The sequence below is a fragment of the Pseudomonas sp. WS 5079 genome (genome assembly GCF_012985465.1).
GTDB lineage: Bacteria > Pseudomonadota > Gammaproteobacteria > Pseudomonadales > Pseudomonadaceae > Aquipseudomonas.
The window spans coordinates 386823-403552 of sequence record NZ_JAAQWN010000005.1; the positions used below are offsets into that span (position 1 = coordinate 386823).

The 16730-nt window shown below is 62.7% G+C and carries 16 protein-coding genes; 8 read left to right on the top strand and 8 right to left on the bottom strand.

What is annotated here, in order from left to right:
• The first annotated feature begins 6 nt into the window (after nt 1-6).
• A complete protein-coding gene (locus tag HBO05_RS16180) occupies nt 7-2166 on the top strand; it encodes a type I secretion system permease/ATPase (protein WP_170043281.1) in 2160 nt (719 codons plus the stop codon).
• Between the two features lie 10 nt (nt 2167-2176).
• A complete protein-coding gene (locus HBO05_RS16185; RefSeq protein WP_169955619.1) occupies nt 2177-3532 on the top strand; it encodes an HlyD family type I secretion periplasmic adaptor subunit in 1356 nt (451 codons plus the stop codon).
• 120 nt (nt 3533-3652) lie between these two features.
• Here HBO05_RS16185 and HBO05_RS16190 read toward each other — a convergent pair whose 3' ends face one another.
• The gene (locus tag HBO05_RS16190) at nt 3653-4249 is read right to left on the bottom strand and encodes a DTW domain-containing protein (RefSeq protein WP_172313358.1); all 597 of its coding nucleotides are present in this window, start codon (nt 4247-4249) and stop codon (nt 3653-3655) included.
• A 2-nt stretch (nt 4250-4251) separates the two neighbouring features.
• Nucleotides 4252-5145 (bottom strand): LysR family transcriptional regulator, encoded by an 894-nt coding sequence (locus HBO05_RS16195; protein ID WP_169955617.1) that lies wholly within the window; start codon nt 5143-5145, stop codon nt 4252-4254.
• Nucleotides 5146-5432: 287 nt separating this feature from the next.
• Between HBO05_RS16195 and speB the strand changes: the two genes are divergently transcribed.
• Both speB and HBO05_RS16205 read left to right on the top strand, forming a co-directional pair.
• A complete protein-coding gene (gene speB / locus HBO05_RS16200) occupies nt 5433-6383 on the top strand; it encodes an agmatinase (protein WP_169955616.1) in 951 nt (316 codons plus the stop codon).
• A 53-nt stretch (nt 6384-6436) separates the two neighbouring features.
• Nucleotides 6437-7819: a sodium:solute symporter gene (locus HBO05_RS16205; RefSeq protein ID WP_169955615.1), complete on the top strand. Its 1383-nt coding sequence runs from the start codon at nt 6437-6439 to the stop codon at nt 7817-7819.
• 197 nt (nt 7820-8016) lie between these two features.
• On the opposite strand, the gene HBO05_RS29335 is transcribed toward HBO05_RS16205, so the two are convergent.
• Nucleotides 8017-8139, bottom strand: coding sequence for a PA1414 family protein (locus HBO05_RS29335; protein ID WP_003210728.1), 123 nt, complete (start codon nt 8137-8139; stop codon nt 8017-8019).
• 139 nt (nt 8140-8278) lie between these two features.
• Nucleotides 8279-9172 (bottom strand): LysR family transcriptional regulator, encoded by an 894-nt coding sequence (locus HBO05_RS16210; protein WP_172313360.1) that lies wholly within the window; start codon nt 9170-9172, stop codon nt 8279-8281.
• Between the two features lie 101 nt (nt 9173-9273).
• Between HBO05_RS16210 and HBO05_RS16215 the strand changes: the two genes are divergently transcribed.
• Complete coding sequence (locus HBO05_RS16215) at nt 9274-10437, top strand: YbfB/YjiJ family MFS transporter (protein WP_172313362.1); 1164 nt, start codon at nt 9274-9276, stop codon at nt 10435-10437.
• On the opposite strand, the gene HBO05_RS16220 is transcribed toward HBO05_RS16215, so the two are convergent.
• Nucleotides 10427-10834, bottom strand: coding sequence for a DUF2177 family protein (locus tag HBO05_RS16220; RefSeq protein WP_172313364.1), 408 nt, complete (start codon nt 10832-10834; stop codon nt 10427-10429). The genes HBO05_RS16215 and HBO05_RS16220 overlap by 11 nt on opposite strands.
• A 66-nt stretch (nt 10835-10900) precedes the next feature.
• Nucleotides 10901-11737: a S1-like domain-containing RNA-binding protein gene (locus HBO05_RS16225; protein ID WP_038446825.1), complete on the bottom strand. Its 837-nt coding sequence runs from the start codon at nt 11735-11737 to the stop codon at nt 10901-10903.
• A gap of 334 nt (nt 11738-12071) precedes the next feature.
• On the opposite strand from HBO05_RS16225, the gene HBO05_RS16230 reads away from it, so the two are divergent.
• The 3 genes from HBO05_RS16230 to HBO05_RS16240 all read left to right on the top strand — a co-directional run bounded on the left by HBO05_RS16230 (nt 12072) and on the right by HBO05_RS16240 (nt 14123).
• On the top strand, nt 12072-12251 hold the full coding sequence (locus tag HBO05_RS16230) for a hypothetical protein (protein WP_007946007.1): 180 nt from the start codon (nt 12072-12074) through the stop codon (nt 12249-12251).
• 216 nt (nt 12252-12467) lie between these two features.
• On the top strand, nt 12468-13190 hold the full coding sequence (locus HBO05_RS16235; protein ID WP_169955611.1) for a TorF family putative porin: 723 nt from the start codon (nt 12468-12470) through the stop codon (nt 13188-13190).
• 66 nt (nt 13191-13256) lie between these two features.
• Nucleotides 13257-14123: a DUF6279 family lipoprotein gene (locus HBO05_RS16240; RefSeq protein WP_170057699.1), complete on the top strand. Its 867-nt coding sequence runs from the start codon at nt 13257-13259 to the stop codon at nt 14121-14123.
• Nucleotides 14124-14138: 15 nt separating this feature from the next.
• Here the strand turns inward: HBO05_RS16240 and HBO05_RS16245 are convergent, their stop codons facing one another.
• Both HBO05_RS16245 and HBO05_RS16250 read right to left on the bottom strand, forming a co-directional pair.
• Nucleotides 14139-14966 (bottom strand): copper resistance protein B, encoded by an 828-nt coding sequence (locus HBO05_RS16245; RefSeq protein ID WP_172313366.1) that lies wholly within the window; start codon nt 14964-14966, stop codon nt 14139-14141.
• A gap of 10 nt (nt 14967-14976) precedes the next feature.
• Nucleotides 14977-16713 carry a copper resistance system multicopper oxidase gene (locus HBO05_RS16250; protein WP_172313368.1) on the bottom strand — a complete coding sequence of 579 codons (1737 nt, stop codon included), beginning with the start codon at nt 16711-16713 and terminating at the stop codon, nt 14977-14979.
• Nucleotides 16714-16730 lie beyond the last annotated feature (17 nt).

The window sequence follows — 16730 nt, forward strand, 5'->3', positions numbered from 1 at the left end:
ATCGCCGTGAGCCAGATGGAACCGCTGAACCCGGGTGTCGACCCGCGCCAGAGCTTTGATGACCCGTTGCTCGACGGCCTGCTGATCCTGTGCAAGCTGCACGGCTGTACCGTCAGCCGCTCCAGCCTGAGCGCCGGCCTGCCCTTGGCAGAGCAACGCCTGAGCCTGGACTTGCTGCCACGGGCGGCGGCCCGGGCCAGCTTGCAGGCGCGGGTATTGCGCCGGGACTTGAAGGCCATCTCGGCGTTGAACCTGCCAGTGCTGTTGCTGCTCAACGAAGGCCGCTGCGCGGTGCTGCGGCGCTGGGGCGAGGATGGCCAGGCGCTGATCCTGCCCAGCGAAGCCGAGGGCGGCGAACAGTGGGTCAGCCGCGAGGAGCTCGAAGCGGCCTACAGCGGCCAGGCCCTGTTCGCCCGGCCCCGGCACGAGATCGAAGACCTCCGCGCGCCGCTGGTGCCCCGGGTCGAGGCGTGGTTTCGCGACACCCTGAAGCTGTCGCGCTGGCTGTACAGCGATGCGATCCTCGCCAGTTTGCTGATCAACCTGCTGGGCCTGATGGTGCCGCTGTTCGTCATGCAGACCTACGACCGCGTGGTGCCGAACCAGGCCACCTCGACCTTGTGGGTGCTGGTGATCGGCCTGCTGATCGGCACGGGCTTCGAGCTGGTGCTGCGAGTGGTACGCGCCCATCTGCTGGACACCGCCGGCAAAAAGACCGATGTGATTCTTTCCGCCACCCTGTTCGAGCGCATCACCGGCATGTCGATGAAAGCGCGCCCCGCGACCATCGGCGGTTTTGCCCAGAGCATCCATGACTTCCAGGGCCTGCGCGAATTTCTCACCGCCGTGACCCTCACCAGCCTGATCGACCTGCCTTTCGCCGTGCTGATGCTGGTGGTGATCGGCCTGCTCGGTGGCTGGCTGGTGATCATCCCCTTGTGTGCGTTCCCGCTGACCATCGGCTTTGCGATGCTGATCCAGGCGCGCCTGCGCGACACCGTGCAAAAAAGCCTGAGCCTGGGCGCCGAACGCCAGGCGCTGTTGATCGAAACCCTCAGCGGCCTGGAAACCCTCAAGGCCTGCAGCGCCGAAAGCGAGCGCCAGCACCAGTGGGAAAGCACCCACGGCGCCCTCACCCGCCTCGACAGCCACGCGCGCAACCTCTCGGCGCTGGCCACCAATGGCACGCTGTTCATCCAGCAGTTTTCCGGGATGGCCACGATTGTCGCCGGGGTCTACAGCATCATCGCCGGCAGCCTCAGCGTCGGCGCGCTGGTGGCCACCTACATGCTCGGCAGCCGGGTACTGGCGCCGCTGGGGCAGATCGCCGGGTTGATCACCCGCTACCAGCAGGCGCAGTTGACCATGCGCAGCACCGACGCGCTGATGGCCCTGCCCCAGGAGCGCGACCCGCAGCAGCGCCCACTGGAACGCACGCAACTGAGCGGCGCCCTGGAAGTCAGCCAGGTCACCTTCCGCTACGCCGGGCAAAACGCCCCGGCCCTGAGCCAGGTCAGTTTCCAGCTCAAGGCCGGCGAGCGCGTGGGGATTATCGGCCGCAGCGGCTCGGGCAAAAGCACCCTGGGCCGCCTGGTGATGGGCTTTTACGCGCCAGAAGAAGGCCAGTTGCTGCTCGATGGCCTCGACCTGCGCCAATTGGATGTGGCCGACCTGCGCCAGCAAGTGGGTTATGTGGCCCATGACCTGCCGCTGTTGGCCGGCAGCCTGCGCGATAACCTGACCCTGGGCGCGCGCTACATCAGCGATGCGCGGATGCTCGAAGTGGCCGAATTGACCGGTGTCAGCGAACTGGCCCGCCAGCACCCACAAGGCTTCGACCGGCCGGTGGGCGAGCGCGGGCAGTTGCTGTCCGGCGGCCAGCGCCAGGCGGTGTTGCTGGCCCGCGCGCTGCTGCTCGACCCGCCGATCCTGCTGCTGGACGAACCCACCAGCGCCATGGATAACAGCAGCGAAGAAACCCTGCGCCAGCGCCTGGAACTGTGGGTCAAGGGCAAGACGTTGCTCTTGGTCACACACCGCACCTCGATGCTCAGCCTGGTCGACCGCCTGATCGTGCTGGACAACGGCCGCATCGTTGCCGATGGTCCCAAAGAAAGTGTGATCGATGCTCTGCGCAAGGGCCGTGTCGGCTCGGCCGCCGTCTAGGAGCCCCACCATGTCAGCCACTCCCACGTCACCGGGCTATTTCAAGAGCTTTGGCAAAACCGCCGACAGCGAATTCATGCCCGAACTGGCGGGCGCTGCGCTGCAGGACTCGCCGCGCCGCTCACGGATTATCGTGTGGCTGACCGCCGGCCTGATCATCTGCGCCCTGCTATGGGCCAACTTTGCCGTACTCGATGAAGTGACCATGGGCGAAGGCAAGGCCATCCCGTCGAGCAAGGTGCAAGTGATCCAGAACCTGGAGGGCGGCATCGTCACCCAGATTTATGTGCGTGAAGGGCAGATGGTGGACAAGGGCGACAAACTGCTGCAACTGGACGACACGCGGTTCCGCTCGAACAAGGGCGAAAGCGAAGTCGACCGGTATGCCCTCACCGCCCAGGTCGAACGCTTGTCGGCCGAGGCCGAGGGGCGGCCGTTCAAATTGTCCGATGAAGTGATCGCCAAGGCCCCGCAAGTGGCCGAAGACGAACGTTCACTGTTCGAACAACGCCAGCGCCGCTTGAGCAGCGAGCAACGGACCTTGAGTGAACAACTGCGGCAGAAAACCCAGGAACTGGCGGAGTTTCGCTCCAAGCAGGGCCAATTCAGCTCCAGCCTGGCGCTATTGCAACAAGAGATGAACATGTCGGCGCCCCTGGTGGGCACCGGTGCGGTATCGCCGGTGGAAATCCTGCGCCTCAAACGCAGCGCCGTGGAGATCCGCGGTTCGCTGAACGCCACCACCCTGGCGATCCCCCGGGCGGAATCGGCGATCAATGAGATCAAGAGCAAAATCGACGAATCGGTACAGACCTTCCGCTCGGAAGCCGCCAAGGAACTCAACGAAAAACGCACCGACCTGTCAAAAATCACCGCCACCAGCATCGCCATCGATGACCGCGTCAGCCGCACCACCGTGGTCTCGCCGGTGCATGGGGTGATCAAGCAATTGAAGGTCAACACCATCGGCGGCGTCGTCCAGCCAGGCAGCGACATGGTGGAAATCGTCCCGCTGGAAGACAACCTGCTGATCGAGGCCAAGGTGCGGCCCCAGGACGTGGCGTTCTTGCATCCGGGGCAGAAGGCGATGGTCAAGTTCAGTGCCTATGACTACACCATCTACGGCGGGCTGGCGGCGAAACTGGAACTGATCGGCGCCGATACGATTACCGACGACAAGGGCAACAGCTTCTACCTGATCCAGGTGCGCACCGATAAGAACCATCTGGGTGGGGAGAAAAAACCGCTGCTGATCATCCCGGGGATGGTGGCGACGGTAGACATCATTACCGGGGAGAAAAGCGTGTTGGATTACTTGCTCAAGCCGGTGTTGAAGGCACGCACGGAGGCGATGCGCGAGCGTTAGCGGTGTTTGGGTGGGCGCCATCGCCGGCAAGCCGGCTCCTACACTGACCGCGCATGTCTTGAGCAACGCGGTCAATGTGGGAGATGGCTTGCCAGCGATGGCCCCACCTCGGTGCCCCTGCTAGTCACCCCCATGATTGCGCTGGAAAACCTCTTCCCCCATCGCCGCAATCTGCCCCTCGATCAGCGCCTCGAACGGCCGCAACAAGGGCTCGAATGACTGCGGCGCCTCCAGCACCTGCAACGCCTGCACGATCGCCTCCACCGTCGACAGCGCCCCCGGCCCCGGTGCCTTGCGCAGCCGGTAGCGGGACACGGCCCCTTCAGCCAGCGTCACCCGTGGCAACGCCGCCAGCAGCGGGTTGAGGTGCAGCAACTTGCGCGCCTTGCGCCAGGTGCCGTCGGGCACCACCAGCAGCAACGGCTGGCTGGATAGGCTGTAGGCCTGCAAAGGCTGCGCATCCTCGGCGGGAAACAGCAGCCGCGCCTGATAACCCGGCGGGTTGAGCAAGGTCTGCAAGTCTTCGAATATTTCACCTACCACCAGTTGCGCATTCACCAGGCCCAACGCGGCCAGGCGTGCGGTGTTGAGCGCATGGTTGACCTCGCTGGGATGCTGCAACAGCAACACCCGGGTGCGGCTGTCGAGGCGCGGGATCAGTGCGCACAGGCAGTGGGTGGTTGGCCGCAGGCAGCGGGGGCATTGGGGTCTGGACATGTTCAGGCCTGATTGAGCTGTGCTTTGAGTAAATCGCGGAAGGTCTGGATCAACGGCTCGCGGCTGCGCCCACGGCGCATGATCAGCGAAAACGGCGCCTGGTAGCCAAAGGTCGCCGGCAGCAGCACCCGCAAGTCGCCCTTGTCGGCCCAGGCCTGGGCGTAGTGTTCGGGCAAATAGCCGATGTAGGCGCCGGACAGCACCAGGATCAACTGCGCCTCCATACTTTCTACGGTGGCGGCGCTGTGCTTGAAGCCGTGGCGCGCCAGTTCCGCCTGGCTCCAGTAACCGCGCCCGACCATGCGTTGCTGGGTGATCACCTGCTCCGGAATGCGCCTTTCGCTGAACAGCGGATGCCGCGAGCTGCAATAGAGCCAGTGCTGTTCGCGGTACAGCGGCATGTAGACCAAGCCGCTCATGCGGTTGGAGAAGGCGCCGATGGCCAGGTCCAGGCGATTGTCCTGCACCCCCAGTTGCAGTTCGTAGGGGCTCATGACCGATAAGTGCAGATGCACCGCCGGGTGCTCAAGGCTGTAGGCGCCGATGACTTCGGCGAATGGCAGGGCCTTGTCGCTGACCGTGGAGTCGAGCACACCCAGCTTGAGCGTGCCGCGCAGTTCGCCCTTGAGCGCCGCCGCGTATTGCTCGAAGCCCTCCAGTTCGCCCAGCAGGCGCAGGGTCTCCTGGTGAAACAACTCACCCTTGCTGGTCAGGCTGAAGCCGCCACGCCCGCGATGGCACAACACCAGGCCCAAGGCGCCTTCCAGCTGGCTCATGTAGGTGCTGATGGCCGAGGTCGACAGGTTGAGCTCGTGCTGGGCACTGGCAAACCCTTGGTGGCGCACCACGCTTGCGAAGATGCGCAACAGTTTCAGGTCGGGCAAGGCGCTGGCCATGGAACCTCCAGGCAAAAAATCGGCTGACAGGCCCATTCCCTGTAGGAGCGAGCTTGCTCGCGAAAAACCTGAGAGCGCCGCGTACATTCTGAATGCCCGCGTAATCGTTAACGTTTTTCGCGAGCACGCTCGCTCCTACAGGGAACAGGGTTTGCAACCCGGTGGAGTCTACCCCAGGCATTAGTTCAGAAAAATCTGAACTAAGTATTTCCCCACAGCGATTCTTCCCTTGTCTGACATTTCGCAGAATCGACTCCTGATAACCACAACAACGATGAGGCCCTGCCGTGGACAAGATCTTTCACCAACCACTGGGCGGCAACGAAATGCCGCGCTTTGCCGGCATCGCCACCATGATGCGCCTGCCCCACCTGCAAACCGCCGCCGGCCTGGATGCGGCCTTTATCGGTGTGCCCCTGGACATCGGTACTTCACTGCGCGCCGGCACCCGCTTCGGGCCGCGTGAAATCCGCGCCGAATCGGTGATGATCCGCCCCTACAACATGGCCACCGGCGCTGCGCCGTTCGACTCGCTGTCGGTGGCCGATATCGGCGATGTGGCGATCAACACCTTCAACCTGCTGGACGCCGTGCGCATCATCGAAGAGTCCTACGATGAGATCCTCAAGCACGATGTGATCCCGCTGACCCTGGGCGGCGACCATACCATCACCCTGCCGATCCTGCGGGCGATCCACAAGAAGCACGGCAAGGTCGGGCTGGTGCATATCGATGCCCACGCCGACGTCAACGACCATATGTTCGGCGAGAAAATCGCCCACGGCACCACCTTCCGCCGGGCCGTCGAAGAAGGCCTGCTCGATTGCGACCGCGTGGTGCAAATCGGCCTGCGCGCCCAGGGCTATACCGCCGAAGACTTCAACTGGAGCCGCAAACAGGGGTTTCGCGTGGTCCAGGCCGAAGAGTGCTGGCACCACTCCCTCGCGCCGTTGATGGCCGAAGTCCGGGAGAAGGTCGGCGGTGGCCCGGTGTACCTGAGCTTTGACATCGACGGCATCGACCCGGCCTGGGCGCCGGGCACCGGCACCCCGGAAATCGGCGGGCTGACCACCATCCAGGCGATCGAGATCATCCGTGGCTGCCAGGGCCTGAACCTGATTGGTTGTGACCTGGTGGAGGTTTCGCCGCCCTACGACACCACCGGCAACACCTCGTTGCTGGGCGCCAACCTGCTGTACGAAATGCTCTGCGTACTGCCGGGCGTCACGCACCGCTGATGTAGCGCGCTACCTGATCAGTCAATAAAAACAATAACTGGAGAAGCGCCACCATGGCCCTGGATCTGTTCGTCGTACTTATCTACGCCGCCGGCATGCTTGTGCTCGGCTATTTCGGCATGCGCCGGGCCAAGACCCATGAAGACTACCTGGTCGCCGGGCGCAACCTGGGGCCGACGCTGTACATGGGCACCATGGCCGCGACGGTGCTGGGCGGCGCGTCCACGGTGGGCAGCGTGCGCCTGGGCTATGTGCATGGCATTTCCGGTTTCTGGCTGTGCGCGGCGCTGGGCACAGGGATCATTGCGCTGAACCTGTTTCTGGCCAAACCCTTGCTCAAGTTGAAAATCTTCACCGTGACCCAGGTCCTGGAGCAGCGCTACAACCCCACGGCCCGCCAGGCCAGCGGCCTGATCATGCTGGCCTACGCGCTGATGCTGGCGGTGACCTCGATCCTGGGGATTGGCACCGTATTGCAAGTGATGTTCGACCTGCCGTTCTGGGCTGCCATCCTGCTGGGCGGTGGCGTGGTGCTGGTGTATTCGACCATCGGCGGCATGTGGTCGCTGACCCTGACCGATATCGTACAGTTCGTGATCAAGACCGTCGGCCTGATGTTTATCCTGCTGCCGATCTGCCTGTACCGCGTAGGCGGCTGGGATGAGCTGGTGGCCAAGCTGCCGGCGGCCAGTTTCAGCTTCACCAGCATCGGCTGGGACACCATCATCACCTACTTCATGATCTACTTCTTCGGCATCCTGATCGGCCAGGACATCTGGCAACGGGTATTTACCGCCCGCGACGCAAAGGTCGCCCAGTATGCGGGGACCTTCGCCGGTTTCTACTGCATCCTCTACGGCCTGGCCTGCGCCCTGATCGGCATGGCCGCCCACGTGCTGATCCCGGACCTGGACAACGTCAACAACGCCTTCGCCGCCATCGTCAAACTGTCGTTGCCCGATGGCCTGCGCGGCCTGGTGATTGCGGCGGCCCTGGCGGCGATGATGTCCACCGCCAGCGCCGGCCTGCTCGCCGCATCCACCGTGCTGACCGAGGACCTGCTGCCGCGCCTGCGCGGCGGCAAGCAGTCGAGCCTGAACATCAACCGCCTGTTCACCCTGCTGACCGGCTGCGCCGTGCTGGCTATCGCCCTGGTGGTCAGCGATGTGATCAGCGCACTGACCCTGGCCTATAACCTGCTGGTCGGCGGCATGCTGATTCCATTGATCGGGGCGATCTACTGGAAACGTGCCACTACCGCGGGCGCGATCAGCGCCATGGCATTGGGGTTTGTCACATCCCTGGGGTTCATGATCAAGGATGGTTTGGAGGCAAACACACCGATCTACTACAGCCTGGGCGTGAGTGTGGTGAGTTTTGTGCTGGTGAGTGTGCTGTCGCGTCGGCCAGAGGTGGCGGCGGCCGACGCAGCCTGAGTGAAGCTGGCTTGAGCGGGTGCGATAAACATCAAACAAAAAATGGGAGCGGGCTTGCCCGCGATTACGGTAGGTCAGTCAAACTTTCAGTGACTGATTTAGCGTAATCGCGAGCAAGCCCACTCCCACATCGAATCTGCGGTGTTGCGTGGTCCTACAACCGCGCTCAAACCCTGTGTCTGAGCGCTTTTACGGACTTACCTGCGACGCGGGCGGCGCTGTTCGTCATCGGTGCGGATTGGCACCGGTTGCAGCGGTGGCTCGATCAAGCCGAGTGCGACGCCGAGGTCGTGCAGCCAGTTTTGCAGTTTTTCTTTCATGGTGCCCCCTTTGAGGGTAGTGCCGAGCAGCTGGAATTCTGTGGCTGCTTCCTACAGATAGTAGTACTAAGTCCTACGCAATGCTTGCCTGAAACCGCAACGAACCATTACTGAATTGATACAAATCCTGACGGGGTGGTCAGGCAATCGCTTGCGCCTGCTGTTCTGGACGCGTCTTGCCCGCTTGCTGCAGGTCAATCCACGCGTTGAGATTAGCGCCGAGCATGCCCTTGCGCCACATCAGCCAGGTGGTGGCATGGGCAAATGGCTCGGCCAGGGGGTGGATCGACACACTGTCCTTGCCCGGCAGACTGTCGAGCATCGACTCGGACATCAACGCGACCCCGGAACCGGCGATCACGCACGCAAGCATGCCTTGATAGGACTCGATCTCGATGGCCCGGCCCATGGCCACGCGATCGTGGGAAAACCACGCCTCCAGGCGCGTCCGATAGGAACAACTGCGTCGGAAGGTGAATACCGCGCGCCCGGCCACATCCTGCGGGCCGCGTACCGGCGGGTGGTCCGCCTCGCAAATCAGCAGCAAACGTTCCTCGCACAATGGCACACCGTCCAGGGTCGCCAACGCCAGCGGGCCATCCACCAATGCCGCATCCAGGCGCCCGGTGATCAGGCCCTCGAGCAACTCGCCACTGGGCGCCGACTGCACTTGCAGGTTCACCATCGGGTAAGCCTTGTGATAGCGCGCCAGCAGTTTTGGCAAATGGATCGCGGCGGTGCTGTACATGCTGCCCAGCACAAAGTCCCCGGCCGGCTGCCCGCCCTGCACGGCGCCGTGCGCTTCATCATGCAGGGCCAACAGCCGCGTGCTGTAGTCGAGCAGCACCTTGCCCGCAGGCGACAGTTGCAGGCGCTGGCGCTCGCGCACGAACAACTCGACACCCAATTGCTCTTCCATTTGCTTGAGCCGGGTCGAGAGGTTCGACGGCACCCGGTGCAGACGCTCTGCAGCACGGGTGATGGAGCCCTCCTCGGCCACGGCCTGGAAAATACGCAATTGGCTGAACTCCACGACCATTCTCCTTAACTGAACAAGTTGCTCAGTATTATTCATTTTTACTGAACAACAATCCACCTTAACCTGGGGTCATCGCTTCTGCAGGAAGGTGCCCCATGTCTCCCCTGATCCGTTTACTCGCCAGTTTTATCGCCCTGATGATGGCCATGGGCATTGGCCGCTTCGCCCTTACCCCACAGATGCCGCACTTGCTCAGCGAAGGGCAAATCGACCTGACCGAGGCCGGGCTGATCGCCGCAGCCAACTACTTGGGCTACTTCGTGGGGGCCGTGGACTCGATGTTCGCGCGCAGTCATCACCACATACGCGGGCGGTTGCTCGGCGGGTTGTGGTTGTGTGTGCTGCTGACCCTGGCGTCGTTCTGGGCCACCGGCTTCTGGTCGCACCTGCTGCTGCGCTTTGGCACGGGCGTGGCCAGCGCCTGGGTGCTGGTGATGATTACCGGCCTGAGCCAACCCCTGGCGATTGCCGCCGGGAGCCCGCGGCTGGGCGCATTGGTGTTTGCCGGGCCGGGGCTGGGGATCCTGCTGACGGGATTGCTAGCACTGGCCTCCAACCTGCTGGGCAAGGATTCGGCGACGCTGTGGCTGGTGTATGGCGTGGTCGCTCTGGGCATGTTGCTGGTGATCCTGCCATTGCTGCCCAAGCCGCACAGGGAGGCGCTACAAAGCAGCGCCGCTGCCGGGCGCAACGCCAGCATCACGCATCTGGGCTGGGTTTACCTGCTGTATGGCCTGGGCTACATCATTCCCGCCACCTTCCTCTCGCAAATGGCCAGCGCGCAGTTCAAGGGCGCCTGGCAGGCAGACCTGTTCTGGCCATGCTTTGGCTTGGCGGCGGCCCTGGGCGTGTTGCTGGTCAGCCTGCGCAAGCCCAACCCCGACACCACGCGCTACTGGTTGATGGCCACACTATGGCTGCAAGCGGCTGGCGTCTTCGCGTGTTTGTTGGGCAATGGCGTGGGTTTGGCCCTGGGCGTCGTGCTCTGCGGGCTGCCGTTCCTGGCGTGCATGCAACTGGTGATGCAACGCCTGCGGGAAATCGCGCCCCACGCGGCGCAACGCGGCACGGGGTTGCTGACGGCGTGCTTTGCCCTGGGCCAGTTGAGTGGGCCGTTGCTGGCTTCGTTAAGCAGTCACCTGAGCGGCGGCTTGCAACCGGCACTGATCGTGGCGGGCAGCGGCCTGATACTGGCCGGCGCATTGCTGCTTCGACCTGCCCGGGCACTGATTGATTGCCGGGCGCGGGTCAGCCGCTGACGCGCCGCGCCGCGCCGTACCCCAACGAGCAACAGGCCGCCGTGAGGCAGGTGCCCCACGCCATGTCCATCAATGCGAGGCCCGCAGACCAGCCTTGCAAGGTCGCCCAGTTGCTCAGGTCATAGGTGCCATAGGCGACCAACCCGAGCAACGCGCCCAGGCGGGCGGCCCGTTGCCAGCCTCCACTGGCCAGCGCCGGCACCACCACAAAGGCTACACAGCCCAATACATAAAGGAAGTAGAACAGCGCCGCCGGCAGCCATCGCGGTTGTTCAAGCATCAGCGGCCCCAGCAAGGCCTTGTAGGTCGGCCCCATCAACACGCCAAGCCAGAGGCCATCGAGCACCAAAAAAGCCAATAACGTACCGAAGTAAGCAAACACGACTTTTTTGCCCATGACGACAACCTACTGTAGGAGCCGGCTTGCCGGCGATAGCGACTCCTACCCAAGAGCAGCTTGCAGTCAGCTTAGTTCAATGCGATCGGCATGAATCACGATCTGACCCTGCTTGTACAGCGCACCAATGGCCTTCTTGAAGTTGCCCTTGCTCACGCCAAACAAGTTGCTGATCACGGTCGGATCGCTCTTGTCGCTGACCGGCAGGCTGCCGTTGTTTTCACGCAACTTGGCGAGGATCTTCGAGTTCAGGCTGGACGCCGCTTGCTCGCCGACCGGCTGCAGGCTCAGGCTGATATTGCCGTCGGCGCGGATTTCCTTGATGAAGCCCTTCTCTTCCTTGCCCGGACGCAGGAACTTGAACACTTCGTTCTTGTGGATCAGGCCCCAGTGCTTGTTGTTGATAATTGCCTTGAAGCCCATATCAGTGGCTTCGGCAACCAGCAAGTCGACTTCCTGACCCACGGTGTAGTTGGCCGGCGTCTTGTCCAGGTAACGGTCCAGGCGCGCGGTGGCGGTGATGCGCTTGGTGTGTTTGTCGAGGTAGACGTGCACCACACAGTATTCACCGGCGGTCAGTTGGCGCTTTTCCTCGGAGTAAGGCAGCAGCAGGTCCTTGGGCAGGCCCCAGTCGAGGAACACCCCGATACTGTTGACTTCGACCACTTTCAGGCTGGCAAACTCACCCACCTGCACTTTTGGTTTTTCAGTGGTGGCGATAAGTTTGTCATCGCTGTCCAGATAAATAAAAACGTTAAGCCAGTCTTCATCTTCACTGGGAATATCTTTGGGAATATAACGATTGGGCAAGAGGATTTCGCCATCTTGCGCACCGTCCAGATACAAACCAAAGTTAGTGTGTTTAACCACTTGCAAACTGTTGTAGCGCCCGACTAAAGCCATTTCCAATACCCTCATTGCGTGGGCGGCATTCTACCCGAGTTGAAGGCGGCGGTCCCGTGTCCGGGCGCGCAACCCTGAAAAATCGCGGGTTTGCCGGGCAGGTGTGGGCAATTGCCCCGCTCGTCAGGTCAAGCCCGAGCTGTGCAGCAATGGCCAGGTGCTGTTTTTACCCATGGTTTCTATTTAAAACAGCGAGTTAGGGCCTTCGATCAAAGACCAACTTCGGGCTTTTATAATAGCGCAGCTTATTCCTGGGAGATATTTACCAAGCAATTGTCAAGCTTTTCATGTACGATGCCTGGCCAAGTTAATTTTCTACAGGTTAGTGGCCGCCATGCGCGTAAAAGCATCCAACAGCAAAGCAAAGCCAGCTCCCGCCGTTGAAACCAGCGAATCGATCAACAACCAAATCGCCGCGTTCCTCAAGTCCGGTGGCGAAATCCAGCAGATCGCCAAGGGCGTGAGCGGCCAGACTTTCGGCCCGTCCAAGCAGATCACCCTGGGTAAAAAGTAAGCGCGCAGCCGCCTACGCACCCCACCTGGTCCCTAAGCGCCTTGCCATCAAGGCGCTAGGACTAGAGCAAGCAACCTCCCCCTGACACACATTCAACTGCGCCAATCGACGAACGGGCCTCAACCCCGGACTTTCGCCGGTATGCTTGCACACCTCTAGAACGGGCGTTTGCCCGATTCCTTCGGTTACTGCTCCTCGCTTTTCATGGAGTGACGCATGCTCAAGCCCTGCATATTCCTGGTCAGCGCCCTGCTCGCCAGCCCCCTCGCCCAAGCGCAGGTTTTCCAGCGTGAACTGGGCGACTTCGACTTGAAACTGGGAACCACCCCCAGCCGCAGCATGGCCCAGGGCCTGGTCAAACCCACCGCTCCGGGCAGCAACTCGTTCCACGGCGGCCTCGACCTCACCCACGCCAGCGGCCTGTATTTCGGCCAGTTTTCACCGAGCATGGGCCTGTCGCCCGCCAGCAACCTCGAAGTCGATTCCTACATGGGCTTCAAGCGCCCGTTCGACCAGACCCTGGGCTATGAGCTGGGGATGATTCACTACAGCTACCCCAAGCTCAGCCCCCTCGACAGCCAGGAGTTCTACGGCGGCCTGAACCTGCTGGGCAATCGGTTTGGCGTGTCACTGGGCAACGACCCCGACCGGCGCGACAGCACCCTGTTTGCCGACCTGGGCGGGACCCAACCCTTCGGCATTGGCGTGAGCATGAAGTACACCACTCATCAGTTGGGCGCCCCAGCCTCGGTGGAGGGCGGCTCAATCCGCAGCTTCAGCGACTGGTCGGTGAAATTCTCGCGGCCATGGATGGGCATGGACCTGGACCTGATCTACAGCGACTCCAGCCTCAACGGCAGCGACTGCTCGGCCTACTCCGGACACAATTCGCAATGTGATGGCCTGTTGACCCTAAAGGCCGAGCGGTCGTTTTATTGATGGGCTGAACTGTCATGCCCCCGGCGGGTTCAGATAAACATCCCTGGTCTGTGCAAGGACTCGCCCATGCTGCGTCGGTTAAGAATCCTGGTGGCCTTGCTGGCCCTGAGCGTCCTGCTGGCCGGCTGCAATCGCGTGGGCCTGGCCTATCGCAATCTCGATGTGATCATCCCCTGGACACTCAACGACTACCTGGACATGAACGCCGGGCAGAAAAGCTGGTTCAACGACACCCTCAAGGAACACCTGGCCTGGCACTGCACCACCCAATTGCCCGGCTACCTGGACTGGCTCGACCGCCTGCAACAGATGGTCGACAACCATCAAGTCAGCGATGCCGCCCTGCAAACCCGCACCCTCGAAGCCAAGCTGGCAATCGCCGACGTCGCCCGGCAGATCACCCCGTCAGCCATCGAGTTGCTGCGCGGGCTGGATGAGCAGCAGGTGCGCGAGATGGATCGAGCGCTGGCCAAGGACCTGCGCAAACGCCAGGACGAATACCTCAAGCCGCCCTTGGAACAGCAGATCAAGGACCGCAGCGAGCGCATGAGCGAACGCCTGAATGCCTGGCTTGGCCCGTTGAGCATCAGCCAGCAGGAGCGTGTGCGGGCCTGGTCCACCGCCCTCGGTGCGCAGAACCAGCAATGGATCGGCAACCGCGCCCATTGGCAGGCGCAGTTCATCGCGGCAGTCAATCAACGGGCCAATAGCGATTTCCCGCGCAAGATGGAGCAACTGCTGGTGGACCGTGAAAGCCTGTGGACGGCGGACTATCGCCAGGCCTACGCCCAGACCGAAGCGGCGGCCCGCAGCCTGCTGGTGGACTTGATGGCCGAAAGCACCGTGCAGCAACGCCAGAAGCTGGTGCAGCGGATCGATAAGGTGCGCAGCGACTTCCAGTCACTCAAGTGCCTCAAGGGCAGCGCGGCCTAGGCGACTGCAGCGCCCTCAGAACCACAGGCGTACACCCAGGACCCAGCGCACCTCGTTGCGGTCCTCGCCCTCATCCCTGGCGTATTCGGCCGTCTGGCCATAGGCGCGATTCCAGGTCACGCCGACATAAGGGGCAAACTCGCGGCGGATTTCGTAACGCAGCCGCACCCCGACCTCGGTGTTCGCAAGGCCGGAACCAATCCTCCTCTGAGGGTCGTTTTTCCCGTAGACGTTGGCCTCGGCGGTGGGCTGCAGCACCAGGCGATTGCTCAGCAAAATGTCGTAGTCGCCCTCCAGGCGCGCGGCAGTCTGGCCACCTTCACCGACAAACAGCGTGGCCTCGGCCTCGAAGTTGTACAGGGCCATGCCTTGCAGGCCCAGCGCCGCCCAGCTCTGGCTGTCGCCCGGCTTGAAATCCTGGCGCATACCGGCCACTACATCCCACCAGGGGCTAATGGCGTGGCCCCATAACGCCTGGACCTCGGCCTTTTCGGTATTGCCCTTGGCGCGCTCGCCCTCGCTGCGCAGCCATAGGCGATCGATATCCCCGCCGACCCAACCCTTGGCATCCCAGCTCACGGCATGGCCATCGCCGGCCCCCTGCCATTCCAGCTGGTTGATCACAAACAGTGAGTTGAGGGCGCTGTCATGCACCACATGCCCACCCGGCGCGTCGTACACCGCTGCGCGGTCGGCATCGGTCAGCAGCGGGATCGGCGTGCGGCTCTGGCTGGGCGGCGTCATGCCGTGCATCTGGCGGTGGTCCATGGTTTGAGCGGTGGCAAGCGCTACGGGGGCGAATGTCGTAATCAGCAGCGCAACGCGGCGAAATAGAGGGTTCATGCTCGGCTCCTCACTCTTGCACCCGGACTTCACGGAACATGCCCATTTCCATGTGGTACAGCAGATGACAGTGGAAGGCCCAGCGCCCCAGGGCATCGGCCGTCACCCGGTAGCTGCGGCGGCAACCTGGCGGCATATCGATGGTGTGTTTGCGCACCATGAACTGGCCGTTTTCGTCTTCCAGGTCGCTCCACATGCCATGCAGATGGATGGGGTGGGTCATCATGGTGTCGTTGACCAGCACCAGCCGCACGCGCTCGCCATAGGTCAGCCGCAGCGGCTCGGCATCGGAGAACTTCACCCCGTCGAAGGACCAGGCGAACTTCTCCATATGCCCGGTCAGGTGCAACTCGATGGTACGGCCGGGTTCGCGGCCATCGGGGTCGGCAAAGCTGCTGCGCAAGTCGGCATAGGTCAGGACCCTGCGCCCGTTGTTGCGCAGGCCCATACCCGGATCATCGAGCTTGGGTGAGGTGCTCATGGCCTGCATGTCCACCAGCGGGTTATTGGTTTCGCTGGCCGGGTGGCCTTGCATCGGCATCGCCATCCCTGCCATTGCGCCGTGGCCCATACCGGGCATCGCACTGTGGTCCATGCCAGGCATAGCCCCCGTGGCACCGTGATCCATGCCGCCCATGCCCATGTCGTCCATGGTCAACCAGGGGCGCGGGTCCAGCGCGGGAACCGGCGCCCGCAAGCCCGGCTGGCGGCTGAGAGTGCCGCTGGCGTAGCCGGTGCGGTCCATGGATTGGGCGAACAGGGTGTAGGCGGCGGCGCTCGGTTCGACGAGCACGTCGTAGGTCTCGGCCACGGCGATGCGCAACTCGTCCACACTGACCGGTTTTACCGGCTGGCCATCGGCAGCCACCACCGTCATCTTCAGGCCCGGAATACGCACATCGAAGTAGGTCATGGCCGAACCATTGATCAACCGCAGACGGATCTTCTCACCGGCGCGAAACAGCCCGGTCCAGTTTTGCGCAGGTGGCTGGCCGTTCATCAAGAAGGTGTAGGTCGCGCCGCTGACATCCGCCAAGTCCGTGGGATTCATCTTCATTTGCGCCCACATCAGACGGTCGGCAGCGGTGGCCGACCAGCCCTTGTCGGCCACATCCTTGATGAAGTCGCCCACGGTGGGTTTATGGAAGTTGTAGTAATCGGACTGTTTCTTCAGGGTCTTCATCAGGCTGGCGGGATCTTCATCGGTCCAGTCCGTGAGCATCACCACATAGTCGCGCTGGTAGGTGAAGGGTTCCGGCTCCCGCGGATCGATCACCAGCGGCCCATAGACCCCTTGTTGCTCCTGGAACCCGGAGTGGCTGTGATACCAGTAGGTGCCGTGCTGGTTGACCTTGAACTGGTAGACATACACCCCGCCCGGCTCGATCCCCTTGAAACTCAGGCCCGGCACGCCATCCATATTGGCCGGCAGGATAATCCCATGCCAGTGGATCGACGTCGGCTGCGCCAGGCGATTGCGCACGCGCAGCGTCACGGTATCGCCTTCACGCCAGCGCAGCAGCGGGCCCGGCAGGCTGCCGTTGATCGTCAGCGCGGTGCGCACGTGGCCGGTGATATTGACCGCAGTCTGGCCGATAGACAGCTCGAACTCGCGGCCCGCCAGCACACCCGGCTCCCCGGGGCTGGCCAGGGCCCAGACCGGTGGCCGCCACAGGCCTGCGCCGCCCAGCAGGCCGGCCGCAGCCAAGCCTTTGACGAAGGTTCGTCGAGAAGTGTTGGGGTGCATGCCGATTCCATTCCCGT

Coding starts and splice junctions, on each gene's coding strand:
- HBO05_RS16220 (WP_172313364.1), bottom strand. CDS start 10,834: ATGGGCAAAAAAGTCGTGTTTGCTTACTTCGGTACGTTATTGGCTTTT.
- HBO05_RS16245 (WP_172313366.1), bottom strand. CDS start 14,966: ATGAACCCTCTATTTCGCCGCGTTGCGCTGCTGATTACGACATTCGCC.
- HBO05_RS16235 (WP_169955611.1), top strand. CDS start 12,468: ATGCTCAAGCCCTGCATATTCCTGGTCAGCGCCCTGCTCGCCAGCCCC.
- HBO05_RS16250 (WP_172313368.1), bottom strand. CDS start 16,713: ATGCACCCCAACACTTCTCGACGAACCTTCGTCAAAGGCTTGGCTGCG.
- HBO05_RS16205 (WP_169955615.1), top strand. CDS start 6,437: ATGGCCCTGGATCTGTTCGTCGTACTTATCTACGCCGCCGGCATGCTT.
- HBO05_RS16195 (WP_169955617.1), bottom strand. CDS start 5,145: ATGGCCAGCGCCTTGCCCGACCTGAAACTGTTGCGCATCTTCGCAAGC.
- HBO05_RS16230 (WP_007946007.1), top strand. CDS start 12,072: ATGCGCGTAAAAGCATCCAACAGCAAAGCAAAGCCAGCTCCCGCCGTT.
- HBO05_RS29335 (WP_003210728.1), bottom strand. CDS start 8,139: ATGAAAGAAAAACTGCAAAACTGGCTGCACGACCTCGGCGTCGCACTC.
- HBO05_RS16215 (WP_172313362.1), top strand. CDS start 9,274: ATGTCTCCCCTGATCCGTTTACTCGCCAGTTTTATCGCCCTGATGATG.
- HBO05_RS16225 (WP_038446825.1), bottom strand. CDS start 11,737: ATGGCTTTAGTCGGGCGCTACAACAGTTTGCAAGTGGTTAAACACACT.
- HBO05_RS16185 (WP_169955619.1), top strand. CDS start 2,177: ATGTCAGCCACTCCCACGTCACCGGGCTATTTCAAGAGCTTTGGCAAA.
- HBO05_RS16240 (WP_170057699.1), top strand. CDS start 13,257: ATGCTGCGTCGGTTAAGAATCCTGGTGGCCTTGCTGGCCCTGAGCGTC.
- HBO05_RS16190 (WP_172313358.1), bottom strand. CDS start 4,249: ATGTCCAGACCCCAATGCCCCCGCTGCCTGCGGCCAACCACCCACTGC.